Here is a 14,854-nt window from a genome sequence, read left to right on the forward strand (position 1 = left end):
TCAGGCTTCCAAGAGCTTTTGAATCCAAGGATGATCGGCGTGCCGCTCTCCCCTTAGAATGAAAATCATGTCCCCGCTATATGGGGCCTTGCGATCTATAGCCCGGCGAATTTTCTTCGCTACGGCAGTGAAGTACTCATTCATCCCCGGTTGCCCGAAAAATAGTTTGGCCTGTTCGACATCAGCCATCAGCCGAACAGCAGCGGCATGCCGCTGCTTGCAAGTAGGTTCATAGTCAAGGTGATATACGGAAATTGACTCTTCAGCGCGATGCCTCTCCAAAGGGTTCTGACTTGTCGGACAGGGTTTTCCATTCTCACGCTGACATCCAATCAATTCCCAGTCGTCGAGTTCGCAGGGATCGAGCAGTGTTGGCTTTTCCTGGCTTAATAGGCCAGGTGCGTACAGACGATCTGCCTCCACAAGGAGGGGGAATCGATCCGCCTTCCCTCCGGCAGTTCCATTCACTAAGTCCTTGCGACGGCTGTTGCAGAAAGTGCAGGCATATCGGAAATTGCGGGGAACAAATGCCAGCCAACGATAGCCAGCGTGCGGCATTGCCGCGTCAGCCACCCTTCCCTTGGGCCGAAAGTGGTCCACTGCATTGTCATCGCGATCCACTGGTGATTCGCAATACCAGCACTTTTTTTCAGGGAATAGGGCAGCCAAAGCATTCTTAAGATCGCCCCAGACAGCTTTGTGATCGTCGGGCTTGTCGCCTCCATTAATGGCTGTTGCTGCGATGGCAGCCTTTGCTAGCCACCCGTCGGGCAAAGCTAACTCATCTTGGTCGATATACCTCATCGGCTGGCCCCGCCCGACTCTTCGTTCTCGTCTGCTATGAGCCTTCCAATCAGAGTAGTAGCCAGCTCTTCGCGCTCTTCACGGCTCATGGCTACAGTCTTTGCCGCTAACACCAGTGGGTCAGTCACTTGAAAGCGCTCCTTGAGCGCATCATTTCGCAAGCGTAGATACCTAGAAAACTCGTCGTCAGGATGAAAGAACCTGAAACCAAGCCGATTAAGATCACCATTCACTGCGTCCAACACCTTCTGCTCGGATTCGGACAAATTGGGCTTTGCCCCGAATGCCCGCTGCTTTTCCAGCAGAAGCTGCGTGGAGCCATCTAGCGAAGAGGCTATGCCAAACATATCGCTGGTCACGATGGCGGCGTAACCCATACCGCGCGGCGCCATTTCCGGATAGCAAGCCACGATCTGACGATGCCCATCCTGCTTCGTCATCCGCAGAATCTGCACCTGCTCGCGATCCAATTCGGCGACGGCCAGGGGGTTGTGAGTGGTGAGTAGGATGTGGCTCGTTTCTTCCTGTTTTGTGCCACTGGCGATGAATTGTTTCAGGTAGGAGATGTAATCCACGCTCCACCTCGGATTCAGATGAGTGTCCGGCTCATCTAACAGGAATAGACTTTCGTTTTCGGCGGTAAAGCGTAACAGGCCCAACACCGTCAGCAACTGCTGCTCACCTTCGCTGAGCTCACGGAAGGTCACGCTACCATCGTTTTTCTTGAGACGCACACGGATGCGCACCTCCTCGATCAACTCGGAGACATGAGTGCTTTCTAAGTCGCGGAAAAATGCACTGGGCGATTGGTTGCCCACGAGTCGTCGGAGCGCATCAATATCCTTGATGAAGAGGTACTGAAACTCAGTGCTTTCCTTGTTCCAGAGGGTAAGTTGCTTGTCTCGAGTTATTCGAATTGGCGCAAGCGCAATGTTTTGCAAACGATCCAAGAACTTCTGCACAACACCCTTCGCCCCCCAGAAGCGGTCGTCACCGTCGCCCCTGATTGTTTTTTTGCCTCGTTTCTTACTCCATCCAGGCTGTTTGAGCACGAACAGCACCGATTCAATACCTTCTTTCGGGTCAAGGCCCAGGTGGTCATCAAGGAATTTCCGCACCACTTCAGGCTGATGAATTAGGAAAGCCAGCAATACGAACTGGCTGTGCACTGGCATGGCATAAAACAAGCGCTTCAGGCCTGGGTCTTCACCGTTGCGCAGCTTGCTGTCGTAGCTTTCCAGGTAGGGGCGAAACACTTCGTGCATGCGCGGGCTCTCGCCCGAGTAGTAGCTGAATACATAGCGCGGCAAGTATTCGGCGTCCGCGTTCAAGAAGGCCGTGAGTTTGATAGCTTTGCCACGTAGAGCAGATACTGTTTCCTCGCCCTCGATGAATGGGATCAAGGTACCCTCACCACGAGCCTGTGTATCCGTCGCGACGTGAATGGTGAATGGCTCTTTCTCGCGATCGGGATCAGCATCGATGTGAATGTGCCGAACGCTCTCACCCGCACCCATGCGGTAGGCCAGTTGAAAAGTGAAGGCTGGCGTACGTTTCTTGCCGATCAAGTCGCGGAAGATGACGGCCAACGCTTCCAGCACGTTGGACTTGCCTGTGCCGTTCCAGCCAATCACCACCGTCACCCAATGTTCCTGATCGAAATCGATGGTGACGTTCTTCAAGTTTTTGAACTGGTGGGTTGGACTGTCTTTGGCGCTACCGATGGTGAGTTTGTCGAGACGCATAGTCAAGCCGTCCGCAGCTTCAGGCGGTCGTACAGTTTGCGACCCTGTGCATCGGTGACCGCTTCCACGGCCAGCTGTCCCGCTTTGTCCAAAGCACGCAACTCTGCATAGATATCTTCAATCTGATCTGTCAGCGCACCATCGGCCACACCGCAGCGGCGGAAAGCTTCTTGCGCGGGAACCCAGTCACCCGCCTCGGCGAGCACATTGATCAGTTTGCTCACCACGGCGGCCATCCCCTTCTGTTGTTTGGTTTTGCGTACCTTGGGCTGTTTCTCCCGGTCTGCCCGCTCCGCGCGGATTCGTTCCAGCAGTATGTTGGCCGGTTCGTCGTTCGGATCTTGCGGGACAAGCTGGCCGGCGAAGGCGGCGCGCAGGATATTTTGGCGTTGGGCGGTGGATTGTTTGAGGCCCAGCTCTACGGCTTGCTCTTGTCGATCAATTTGTTCGATCTGCAATTCAAGTAGTGTCAGCAACTCGCGCTGTTCATCTGCCGGCCCCAGTGGGACAGGGAACATGCGCAACATGGTCATGTTGATCGACGCGAGGTTAGTCGTTTGCTTACCCGCATTTTGAAACCACGTCTTTCCAAACGTGTTGCCATGATGCGAGATCAGCTCAGGCAGGACTTCTCGTAGGTACGGTCGCATCCGAAAAACATGGTTTTGATGTATGCAGTTGGCGACCTCATCGCGCCAAACCCAGCCGCGGCCGAGCTTGTCGCGATCACCACCTTCGTTAAATAAGATATCGCCCGCCTGAAGCGTCAATTCGGCGATGTCCCGTTCGGTAGCCAAAATTGTCTTCACCTCGGAGAGATCGAGAAAGCCGCGCTGCACATTCGCCACTCGCAGATACGGCACTTCGCGAACCTCGATATCAGCATTTCTTTTGGTACCTTTCGCTACACCGGACGCAATTTCACCGAGCATGTCCAAGCTCGCCCACACCCATCCTTCCGGCAATTCCGGCAGGCCAACTGTATCCGGCAGCACCGGCTCTGAGTACTTCTTTTGCCAGTCTTTGGGCAGGCTTTTCCCCTGTTCCTTGAACTTGGCGCGCTGCTTGGCTTCCCAGCGGGCGCGGCGCTCGGTGAGGATGCGTTGCAACAGCTGCGGGCCGGTCTCAATGTGCGTGTGCTGGGCACGCCAATCGACGGTGAGCGCGCCTTCCACGGAGGCTTTCAGCAGCGATTGGCGGTATTGTTTGAGCTTCTTCTGCGCAGTCTTGAGTTCGTCCACGCCAGCATCGAGATCGGATAGTAGTTCTTCAAGTTTCGCGACGATGCGAGATTGTTCGGCGACTGGCGGCAAAGATAAAGGCCATACCTTGATTATTCCCTGAGAAATATTGGGCTGAGCACCACCCTTGCCTGCATCGACGAAACCTTTTTCTTGTGATAGCAGAAAGTGATAGAGAAACTCCGCGCTAGTTGCCTCGGGAAGTGCAACCGCACAGGCTTGATTGGTTGCAGCATCGATTCCTAATATGGAAGTCTTGCCAATGGTTGCACCGTACATCGCAATAGCGACAGAACCTTTGGAAAATACCTTAGCGCTTGATGCTGCGACGGCCTCACCGGAGATGTGTTCCTCAGAATTATGCAGCACACGCGGGCCAAGCTCACCAGTCTTAAACCACGGGATCGTACCTAAGTAATACGCGGGATTGGATCTTGACGGTGTACCACCAGAAGACCATGACGCAACGTCCTGCAGCGTTGCTGGAGCCCAACCTTTTGGCAATTCACTCACGCAACCAACTCCTCATTCATTTCGGTCATCACTCCATCCAGTTCCTTGCCAAACAGCACCCAGGCCTTTTGTAACCCACCCTTGCCGGCCAGCTCGGCATAATCAAAATCGTCCCGGCTGATGCTGCAACTGCTAGCGATGTGCTCTTTCATCAGACGCAGCCAATCAGTTTGTTCAGCAGTGAAGGCAGTTCCGCGCTGGGCGTTGTGACGGAAGATCCATGTTTGAAAACGTTTATCCACCTCATCGGCAAAGGGTTTCAACTCAGCGTCCAGCCCAAGAGCAAAACGCAGCAGTGAGACCAAATCGGTGAGCTGGCGTTTGCGGTCTGCGCCCTTCACTGCACTGGCCTGCACGCGGGCGTAGGCACTCCATAGGCGCTCTGTGGTGAGCATCAACGGCGGCTTACTCAAGCGTTCGTGGAGATCCTCGATCATGTCGAAAGTGAGCGCGCGGCGCTGGTAGGGTTGCTGGTAGAAAAAGTCCAGCGCAGCAATTTCGTCTTTGTGCTGCTTTAGGTAGTCAGCAAATGTTTGAATCAACGCTTTGGCCTGCGCTTCCGCCTGCTCACTGAAGCCTGAAAAAGTCACCTGATCCAGATTGATATGATCAATTATCTGCTCGCGTTCGCGGCGGGCGTTTTCGATCTCGTGACGTAGAGTCGGCTGGTCGAACGGGGCGCAGGCATCAGCCACGCGTTCGGCGCGTGCGGCTTCAATCTCTACGGGCAGCAAAGTGTCCTCAGAGCGGGTAATGCCCTTCGCCTTGGCGGTGACCAACGCGGCTTGCACGATTGCATCAGGGTCCAGAGCGGCGATCAGCCCCTTGCCCAACTGAGCCACCGGAATGCCGCCGCTGGCTTTCTCGATTCGGGCTTGGGCCCTGTCGTCCAGTTGTTTCGCCAGGCGAATCAAGCGGTTGGCGAGTGAAAGTACAGTGTCATCGTCGCGACTGCCCATCGCCACGCCTTGCAGCAGGTCTTTCAGCGCTATACCGGGCTTTTTCTCAAGCGGTCGGCTTTCTGTTTTAAGCGTTTTTTCCACGCCTACGGCGTCGATCAGCACAAAGCGAGTTTTTGCGCCGTCCGCACTGTTACTGACGCGTTTGAGGCTGTCACCATCGAGGCTACGCACACCCCGCCCCTTCATTTGTTCGTAGTAGCCCTTGCTTCGCACGTCGCGCATGAAGAGCAGCACTTCCAACGGCTTAACGTCGGTGCCGGTGGCGATCATGTCCACCGTCACGGCGATGCGCGGGTTGTAGTCGTTGCGAAAGCTACTAAGGATGCTGTCGGCGTCCTCTTCAGCTTTGTAAGTAACCTTTTTGCAGAAGGCATTGCCCTGCCCGTAAACGTCGCGCAGGATGTTGATGATGTCGTCGGCGTGGCTATCCGTCTTGGCAAAGATCAGCGTTTTGGGTGTTTCTTTGCGCGCCGGAAAAATCTGTTTTTCAACAGCGGTTTTCATGGCCTGAATCACCTGGCGGATCTGGCTCACATTCACTACAGAGCGATCGAGTTCCTTGCCGGTATAAGTTGTGTCTTCTTCGGTCTGATCCCAACGTTTTTTACGGGTTTGCCGGTCACGGTGGTCGACATATTCCTTGGCTTTGAGTTCTGCACCTTTTTGGGTAACTTCGGTTTCAATCTCGTATACGTCGTAACCGACGTTGACGCCATCGGCCACTGATTGCTCATAGGTGTATTCGGCGACGATGTTTTCGTTAAAGAAGCCGAAAGTACGCTTGTCGGGCGTGGCTGTGAGACCGATCAGGCTAGCATCGTAATAGTCGAGCACCTGCTTCCAGAGGTTATAGATGCTGCGGTGGCATTCATCAATGATGATGAAATCGAACGTTTCCACCGGCACGGCGGGATTGTAGCGGACGAGTTTTACTTGTTTAGACGTCTGTTGTACTTCGTTGAGCGAAACATCTTCGGCCGAGTCATCGATCGGTTCGCCGCTCAGGATGGAGTACATGCGCTGAATGGTGCTTATGCACACCTGCGAGTGCGGGTCGATGTTTGGCGAGGCCAAACGCTGCACGTTGTAAAGTTCGGTGAATTTGCGGCCATCATCCGGTGGTGTGTAAGCCATAAACTCCTGATGGGCCTGCTTGCCGAGGTTGCGAGTATCTACAAGAAACAGAATGCGTTTGGCACCGCCGAACTTGAGTAAGCGGTATACAGCGGTGATAGCAGTGAAGGTTTTACCCGCTCCGGTTGCCATGTGTACCAAGGCGCGAGGCTTGTTCAGTGCCAGCGACTGTTCCAGCCCGGTAACCGCGCTGATCTGGCAGTCGCGCAGGTTGAGCTCAGGCAGTGCAGGCATTTGCTCGGCCAGCCGGCGGCGCAGGGTTTCGGGTTGAGCCAACCAAGTCGCAAGCGTTTCAGGCTTAAAGAAATTGAATACTTCTCGCGAGCGCGGCGCCGGATCGGCGTTGTCGGTAAAACGGATAATCTGGCCAGTAGCCTCAAACAAAAAGCGCAGAGGTGTATTGTCTTTGCGCCATTTGAGGCTGGAGGTTGCGTAACGCTCGGTCTGCCTTTCAGTGACGGTGAGGTTTTCGCCAGCGCTATCTTTTTTGGCTTCAATGACCCCCACTGCAATGCGGTTAACGAACAACATATAATCAGCCGGCCCCGTATCAGTCGGGCATTCACGCACGGCTACGCCAACACCTGCTGACAGGTTGAGCTCTTTCATGTCCTGGATAACCCAACCGGCCTTTTCAAGCTTAGGGTCGATTTGCTGACGGGCTTTTAACTCTGGCGTCATGATGCTGGTCCCTGCAAATGTCCGCACAATTGGATTAGAACGATAACTACCCCACCTCAAGCCTCATCCTAATCCCACACGACTGGCAAGCCAATCTCAATTGGCAACCAATTGGCAACCAGAACTGTCAAATTCACATTGGCAATGAAATACGCCAAGCATAAAAAATCCAACCACCGTTAAGTGATTGGATTTTCAGGAGATTTATGGTCGGGACGGAGTGATTCGAACACTCGACCCCTAGCACCCCATGCTAGTGCGCTACCGGACTGCGCTACGCCCCGACTAGGCGTTGAACCCGTCCCTCACCTCGAGGAACGCTCAAGAATATATCCCAAGCTTTTGAAAACTGGAAGTATTCAAACGAAGTAAATTATTTCTTGAGTACCACCAACACATCTTCCAGCTCGGCAATCATCTGCCGAATCATCTGTTTGTATTGGGTGGTGTCGTCTTTGGCTTCGTCGCCGGACAAGCGCAAGCGCGCGCCGCCGATGGTGAACCCTTGATCGTAAAGAAGCGCGCGGATCTGCCGGATCATCAGCACGTCTTGTCGCTGATAATACCGGCGGTTTCCGCGGCGTTTGACGGGGTTGAGTTGAGGAAACTCCTGCTCCCAATAGCGCAGCACGTGTGGTTTTACCGCACACAGCTCGCTGACTTCACCGATGGTGAAGTAGCGTTTGCCAGGGATGACGGGGAGCTCGTCGTTATGACTTGGTTCCAGCATAAGCCTCAACTCGGGCCTTCAACTTCTGCCCTGGACGAAAGGTGACCACACGGCGAGCCGTGATCGGGATTTCTTCCCCCGTTTTCGGATTGCGGCCAGGCCGCTGGCGTTTGTCCCGAAGGTCGAAATTGCCGAAACCGGACAATTTGACTTGTTCGTTGTCTTCAAGAGCGTGCCTGATTTCTTCAAAAAACAGTTCGACCAATTCCTTGGCCTCCCGTTTATTCAGGCCCAGCTCCTCATACAGACGTTCCGCCATCTCAGCTTTCGTCAGAGCCCCCATACGTCACTTCCTTAACGTGGCGTTCAACCTTTGTTCGAGCGAGGTGAGGATGTTTTGCGTCGTGGTATTCACCTCATCGTCATTAAGAGTGCGCGATGGATGCTGCCAGGTCAAGCCGACGGCAAGGCTTTTTCTATCAGGATCAATGCCTTTACCCTGATACACGTCAAATAGCCTGAGGTCTGTCAGCCACTCGCCTGCATTTTCACGGATTACGTCCAGTACGGCACTGGCTGCGACGTCTTTGTCGGCCAGCAACGCGAGATCACGACGCACTTCAGGAAAGCGCGATAACTCCTGGAATTTAGGCATTTTGCCCAACGCCACTTCAGCCAAAACCAGCTCGAAAACGAAGACCGGACGGTCGAGACCGAGGGTTTTCGACAATTCAGGGTGGATAGCACCGACGAAACCTAACAGACGGCCTTCACGCTCGATGCGCGCGGTCTGACCCGGGTGCAGCGCTGGGTGTTTGCCCGGCACGAAAGTGAACGAATCCAGCGCCCCGGCAAAGCCCAGCACCGCTTCTATGTCAGCCTTGACGTCAAAGAAGTCCACGACATCACGGCCCTGTGCCCAGCCTTCCGGTAGTCGGCTGCCGCACACAACACCAGCCAACATCGGCTCTTGCTTCAGGCCTTCGAGCTGGCCGACGAAACGCAGGCCGCTCTCGAACAGACGAACACGATCCTGTTGACGGTTCAGGTTGTGCTGGAGCGCCTTGATCAGACCCGGCCACAAAGACGAACGCATGGCAGCCATGTCGTTGGAAATCGGGTTGGCCAACAACAGCGGCTCCACACCCGGATTAAACAGTTCGAATTGTTTCGGATCGATGAAGCTGTAGGTGATCGCTTCCTGATAACCACGGGCGACCAGCAGACGACGCAGCTCCGGCAGATCGCTACGCGCTTCTGCCTTGGCTTGTGGCGCCAGACGAGCTTGCGGATAACGAACCGGCAGACGGTTGTAACCGTACAGACGGGCCAGCTCTTCGATCAGATCGACTTCCAGGCTGATATCGAAGCGATGGCTTGGCACTTCTACTCGCCACTGCCCTGCCCCTTCAGCGGAAACTGTCAGACCCAAAGCATTGAGCAGACGCTCGACTTCGACCGAATCCATTTCCATGCCCAGCATCTGGGTGATGCGCTGTGCGCGCAACGTCACGGGAGCAATCTTTGGCAGATGCTGTTCGCTGACGGTTTCGATGATCGGGCCGGCTTCGCCGCCAGTAATCTCCAGCAGCAGACCAGTGGCGCGCTCCATGGCCTCACGGGCCAGTTGCCAGTCCACGCCACGCTCGTAGCGGTGCGAGGCATCAGTATGCAGGCCGTAGGAACGAGCCTTGCCAGCGACTGCAATCTGATCGAAGAACGCGCTTTCAAGGAAAATATCGCGAGTGGTCGCGGTGTTCACGCCACTGTGCTCGCCACCCATGACGCCGGCGATAGCCAGAGCGCGGGTGTGGTCGGCGATTACCAGGGTATCGCTACGCAGGGTCACTTCCTGGCCGTCGAGCAGAACCAGCTTCTCGCCTTTTTCGGCCATGCGCACGCGGATGCCGCCATTGATTTCGGCAAGATCGAACGCGTGCAGCGGCTGACCCAGTTCCAGCATCACATAGTTGGTGATGTCGACAGCCGCATCGATGCTGCGCACCTCGGAACGACGCAGACGCTCAACCATCCACAGCGGCGTTGGCTTGGACAGGTCAACATTACGGATCACACGACCCAGGTAACGCGGGCAAGCGGCCGGCGCCAACACTTCAACCGAACGCACCTCATCATGCACGGCTGGAACGGTCGCAACGACCGGGCGGGTGACGTTGGCGGCGTACAGCGCGCCGACTTCACGGGCCAGACCGGCGAGGGACAGGCAGTCGCCGCGGTTCGGGGTCAGGTCGACCTCGATGCTAGCGTCGTCCAGGTTCAGGTATTCACGAATGTCCTGACCGACCGGTGCGTCGGCCGGCAATTCCATCAGGCCATCGTTGCCTTCGCCCACTTGCAGCTCGGCTTGCGAGCACAGCATGCCGTTGGACTCAACGCCACGCAGTTTGGCTTTCTTGATTTTGAAATCGCCCGGCAGTTCGGCACCGATCATGGCGAACGGGATCTTCAGGCCCGGACGCACGTTTGGCGCGCCGCAGACTACCTGGAAGCTCTCCAAGCCATTGCTGACCTGGCAAACACGCAGCTTGTCAGCGTCGGGGTGCTGCTCGGTGCTGAGCACCTCGCCAACAACCACACCGCTGAAAACACCGGCGGCCGGCGTTACGCTATCGACCTCAAGTCCGGCCATCGACAGACGAGCAACCAGCTCGTCGCGACTCACCTGCGGGCTTACCCAGCCGCGCAGCCATTGTTCACTGAATTTCATCCTGCTCTCCTAAGAATTCGTTACGACTAGCGAAATTGCGCGAGGAACCGCAAGTCGTTGTCGAAGAACAGACGCAAGTCGTTCACGCCGTAACGCAGCATGGCCAGACGTTCAACGCCCATACCGAAGGCAAAGCCCGAAAATTCTTCCGGGTCGATCCCGGACATACGCAACACGTTCGGGTGAACCATGCCGCAGCCCATTACTTCCAACCAGCCAGTCTGTTTGCAGACGCGGCAGCCTTTACCGCTGCACATCACGCATTCCATATCGACTTCAGCCGACGGCTCGGTGAAAGGGAAGTACGAGGGACGGAAACGCACGGCCAGCTCTTTTTCGAAGAACACACGCAGGAACTCTTCGATGGTCCCTTTCAGGTCGGCGAAGTTGATATCGCGGTCGACCAGCAGGCCTTCGACCTGGTGGAACATCGGCGAGTGAGTGATATCGGAATCGCTACGGTACACACGGCCTGGGCAGACAATGCGGATCGGCGGTTGTTTCGATTCCATGGTGCGGACCTGTACCGGCGAGGTATGGGTGCGCAGCAACATGTTGGCATTGAAATAGAAGGTGTCATGCATCGACCGGGCCGGGTGGTGGCCTGGGATGTTGAGCGCTTCAAAGTTGTGATAGTCGTCTTCAACCTCAGGGCCTTCGGCAATGCCGTAGCCGATGTGAGTGAAGAACTGTTCGATACGTTCCAGAGTCCGGGTAACCGGATGCAGACCACCGGAGGTCTGGCCGCGGCCAGGCAGGGTCACGTCAATCGACTCGGCAGACAGTTTGGCGGCCAGGTCGGCCTCTTCAAACAATGCCTTGCGAGCGTTGAGAACCTCTGTGACACGCTCCTTGGCAACGTTGATCAGCGCGCCGACTTGCGGACGCTCTTCTGCCGGCAAATTCCCCAGGGTCTTCATCACCTGAGTCAATTCGCCCTTTTTGCCAAGGTAGTGAACCCGGATTTGCTCCAGGGCATTGATATCTTCAGCGCTTTGCACAGCCTCTAGTGCTTGAGAGACGAGCGCATCCAGGTTTTCCATGTACAGACTCCAGATACAAAATAGGGGAAGAGCTTGAAGGCTCTTCCCCTATTTATGACGTTTAACACCTGGCCCCACAGAGGTGAGGCCGGGTGACTGTCGGGGGTACTTAAGCCAAGGTGGCTTTAGCTTTCTCGACAATCGCAGCAAACGCCGCTTTTTCGTTCACTGCCAGATCAGCCAGAACCTTACGGTCGATCTCGATGGACGCTTTTTTCAGGCCGGCGATGAAACGGCTGTAGGACAGACCGTTGATACGTGCACCAGCGTTGATACGAGCGATCCACAGAGCGCGGAACTGACGTTTTTTCTGACGACGGTCACGGTAGGCGTATTGGCCTGCCTTGATTACCGCTTGCTTGGCAACACGGAATACGCGCGAGCGAGCGCCGTAGTAGCCTTTAGCAAGTTTCAGAATTTTTTTGTGACGTTTACGGGCAATGACGCCACGCTTTACACGAGCCATGAGTTACTTCCTCTATTCTTGACTAAAATTAACGAAGGCGCAGCATGCGCTCGACTTTTGCCACGTCAGACGGATGCAGCAAGCTGCTACCGCGCAGTTGACGCTTACGCTTGGTCGACATTTTAGTCAGGATGTGGCTCTTGAAAGCGTGCTTGTGCTTGATACCGTTAGCAGTTTTCAGAAACCGCTTAGCAGCACCACTTTTCGTTTTCATTTTTGGCATGTTCGGATACTCCGCATTCAGTTGATAAACATAATCAGAAGGCCTGCCGTGCCCTGTTGATTACTTCTTCTTTTTCGGGGCGATGACCATGATCAGCTGGCGTCCTTCCATCTTAGGATGCTGTTCGACCGAACCGTACTCGAGCAAGTCACCTTCAACTCGCTTGAGGAGTTCCATCCCCAGCTCCTGGTGGGCCATCTCACGGCCGCGGAATCGCAAAGATACCTTGGCCCTGTCCCCATCACTCAGGAAACGTACCAGGTTGCGCAGTTTTACCTGGTAATCCCCTTCCTCCGTCCCTGGACGAAACTTGATTTCTTTAACCTGAATCTGCTTCTGGTTTTTCTTGGCTGCAGCAATCTGCTTCTTCTTTTCGAAGATCGACTTGCCGTAGTCCATCAGCTTGCAAACAGGGGGTACTGCATCGGCGGAAATTTCCACCAGATCCAGTTTGGCCTCTTCAGCCTTAAGAAGCGCGTCTTCAATTGACACAATCCCAAGCTGCTCACCCTCAGCCCCAATTAACCGAACCTCGCGTGCCGAGATATTCTCGTTGATCGGGGCTTTCGGTGCAGCTCGTTTATCTTGTCTCATTTCACGCTTAATAATAATTACTCCGAATCTGGGCGACCACGCCGGGAAACCGCTTGCGCGAGAAACTCAGCGAACTGGGCGACGGGCATCGAGCCCAGGTCAGCACCTTCACGAGTACGCACAGCGACAGTCTGCATCTCGACTTCCCGATCTCCAATAACCAAGAGATAGGGAACCTTGAGCAAAGTATGCTCGCGGATTTTAAAGCCGATCTTTTCATTTCTCAAGTCAGACTTGGCACGAAATCCGCTTTCGTTGAGAGTTTTTTCAACCTCAGCGGCAAAATCAGCCTGTTTATCAGTGATATTCATGATCACTGCCTGGGTCGGAGCCAGCCACGCAGGGAATGCACCTTCGTAGTGCTCGATCAGAATTCCGACGAAACGCTCGAAGGAGCCCAAGATCGCCCGGTGCAACATTACCGGGTGCTTGCGACTGTTGTCTTCGGAGACGTATTCGGCTCCCAGACGGACAGGCAGGTTAAAATCGAGCTGAAGGGTACCACACTGCCAGACGCGACCAAGGCAATCTTTCAGCGAGAACTCTATCTTCGGACCGTAGAACGCACCCTCTCCTGGTTGCAGATCGTACGGCAAGCCAGCGCTATCAAGGGCTGCAGCCAATGCCGCTTCAGCGCGATCCCACAATTCGTCGGAACCGACGCGTTTTTCCGGACGAGTGGACAACTTCATCTCGACGTCTTTAAAGCCGAAGTCGGCATAAACGTCCATGGTCAGTTTGATGAATGCAGCGGATTCGGCCTGCATCTGCTCTTCAGTGCAGAAGATGTGGGCATCGTCCTGAGTGAATGCGCGCACGCGCATGATGCCGTGCAACGCGCCCGATGGCTCGTTACGGTGGCAAGCACCGAATTCGGCCAGACGCATAGGCAACTCGCGGTAGCTTTTCAGGCCCTGATTGAACACTTGCACGTGGCAAGGGCAGTTCATCGGCTTGATGGCGTAGTCGCGGTTTTCCGACTGAGTGGTAAACATGTTGTCGGCGTAGTTGGCCCAGTGCCCGGATTTCTCCCAAAGGCTGCGGTCAACGACTTGTGGAGTCTTGATCTCCAGGTAGCCGTTGTCACGCTGTACCTTGCGCATGTACTGCTCGAGCACCTGGTACAGAGTCCAGCCGTTCGGATGCCAGAACACCATGCCCGGCGACTCCTCCTGGGTGTGGAACAGACCCAGGCGCTTGCCGATCTTGCGGTGATCGCGCTTTTCAGCTTCTTCGATGCGCTGGATGTAAGCCGCCAGCTGCTTCTTGTCTGCCCAAGCGGTGCCGTAAACGCGCTGCAACTGCTCGTTCTTCGCATCGCCACGCCAGTAGGCGCCGGACAACTTGGTCAACTTGAAGGATTTCAGGAAGCGCGTGTTCGGCACGTGCGGGCCGCGGCACATGTCGACGTATTCTTCGTGATAGTACAGGCCCATGGCCTGTTCGTTCGGCATGTCCTCGACCAGGCGCAGCTTGTAGTCTTCACCGCGAGCCTTGAACACTTCGATCACTTCGGCGCGCGGAGTGACTTTCTTGATCACGTCGTAATCTTTTTCGATCAGCTGCTGCATGCGCTGTTCGATGGCGGCCAGGTCGTCCGGGGTGAAAGGACGCTCGAAGGCGATGTCGTAATAGAAGCCTTCGTCAATGACCGGCCCGATCACCATTTTGGCGGTCGGGTACAACTGTTTGACCGCGTGGCCAACCAGGTGGGCGCAAGAGTGGCGAATGATCTCCAGCCCCTCTTCATCCTTTGGCGTAATGATTTGCAGCGTGGAATCGCTGTCGATGGTGTCGCTGGCGTCGACCAGCTTGCCATTGACCTTGCCGGCCACGGTGGCTTTGGCCAGACCTGCACCAATGGATGCGGCGACCTCGGCTACGGAAACCGGGTGATCGAATGAACGTTGACTGCCGTCGGGAAGAGTAATAGTTGGCATGGCGCCTCCTCTCCTAGTGGTGACCCCTACCAAAGGTCACGTGGGTTGGGATGAGCCAGTACAAGATCCGATCCAGGCCATTCAATGACGAACGCCTGCCTTACAGCGGC

General features: G+C 55.3%; 12 protein-coding genes and 1 tRNA gene. All 13 read right to left on the reverse strand.

Annotated elements, in window-relative coordinates:
* The 13 genes from AC3ISI_RS18285 to thrS all read right to left on the reverse strand — a co-directional run bounded on the left by AC3ISI_RS18285 (position 1) and on the right by thrS (position 14,744).
* Positions 1-804, reverse strand: coding sequence for a hypothetical protein (locus tag AC3ISI_RS18285; protein WP_489333193.1), 804 nt, complete (start codon positions 802-804; stop codon positions 1-3).
* Entirely contained in the window at positions 801-2,549 is a 1,749-nt protein-coding gene (locus AC3ISI_RS18290; RefSeq protein ID WP_489333194.1) for an AAA family ATPase, read from the reverse strand. The genes AC3ISI_RS18285 and AC3ISI_RS18290 overlap by 4 nt, the downstream gene beginning before the upstream one ends.
* A gap of 2 nt (positions 2,550-2,551) precedes the next feature.
* Positions 2,552-4,303, reverse strand: a complete 1,752-nt coding sequence (locus AC3ISI_RS18295; RefSeq protein WP_489333195.1) for a restriction endonuclease subunit S — start codon at positions 4,301-4,303, stop codon at positions 2,552-2,554.
* Positions 4,300-7,080 carry a type I restriction endonuclease subunit R gene (locus tag AC3ISI_RS18300; protein ID WP_489333196.1) on the reverse strand — a complete coding sequence of 927 codons (2,781 nt, stop codon included), beginning with the start codon at positions 7,078-7,080 and terminating at the stop codon, positions 4,300-4,302. Before AC3ISI_RS18300 ends, AC3ISI_RS18295 begins: the two co-directional genes overlap by 4 nt.
* Positions 7,081-7,287: 207 nt before the next feature.
* Positions 7,288-7,364, reverse strand: a tRNA-Pro gene (locus AC3ISI_RS18305).
* A gap of 89 nt (positions 7,365-7,453) precedes the next feature.
* Positions 7,454-7,810, reverse strand: a complete 357-nt coding sequence (locus AC3ISI_RS18310) for a MerR family transcriptional regulator (RefSeq protein ID WP_003179985.1) — start codon at positions 7,808-7,810, stop codon at positions 7,454-7,456.
* Entirely contained in the window at positions 7,791-8,093 is a 303-nt protein-coding gene (ihfA, locus tag AC3ISI_RS18315; RefSeq protein ID WP_002553164.1) for an integration host factor subunit alpha, read from the reverse strand. Before ihfA ends, AC3ISI_RS18310 begins: the two co-directional genes overlap by 20 nt.
* A 3-nt stretch (positions 8,094-8,096) precedes the next feature.
* Positions 8,097-10,478 (reverse strand): phenylalanine--tRNA ligase subunit beta, encoded by a 2,382-nt coding sequence (gene pheT / locus AC3ISI_RS18320; RefSeq protein WP_489333197.1) that lies wholly within the window; start codon positions 10,476-10,478, stop codon positions 8,097-8,099.
* 26 nt (positions 10,479-10,504) lie between these two features.
* Positions 10,505-11,521, reverse strand: a complete 1,017-nt coding sequence (pheS, locus tag AC3ISI_RS18325) for a phenylalanine--tRNA ligase subunit alpha (protein WP_007905876.1) — start codon at positions 11,519-11,521, stop codon at positions 10,505-10,507.
* A 109-nt stretch (positions 11,522-11,630) separates the two neighbouring features.
* The gene (rplT, locus tag AC3ISI_RS18330; protein WP_007905879.1) at positions 11,631-11,987 is read right to left on the reverse strand and encodes a 50S ribosomal protein L20; all 357 of its coding nucleotides are present in this window, start codon (positions 11,985-11,987) and stop codon (positions 11,631-11,633) included.
* A 28-nt stretch (positions 11,988-12,015) separates the two neighbouring features.
* Positions 12,016-12,210, reverse strand: coding sequence for a 50S ribosomal protein L35 (rpmI, locus tag AC3ISI_RS18335; protein WP_002553160.1), 195 nt, complete (start codon positions 12,208-12,210; stop codon positions 12,016-12,018).
* Positions 12,211-12,270: 60 nt separating this feature from the next.
* Complete coding sequence (gene infC / locus AC3ISI_RS18340) at positions 12,271-12,822, reverse strand: translation initiation factor IF-3 (RefSeq protein ID WP_172435341.1); 552 nt, start codon at positions 12,820-12,822, stop codon at positions 12,271-12,273.
* Positions 12,822-14,744, reverse strand: coding sequence for a threonine--tRNA ligase (gene thrS / locus AC3ISI_RS18345; RefSeq protein ID WP_477791789.1), 1,923 nt, complete (start codon positions 14,742-14,744; stop codon positions 12,822-12,824). The genes infC and thrS overlap by 1 nt, the downstream gene beginning before the upstream one ends.
* Between the last annotated feature and the right edge of the window lie 110 nt (positions 14,745-14,854).

It is taken from the genome of Pseudomonas sp. GL_139_B (assembly GCF_057834475.1).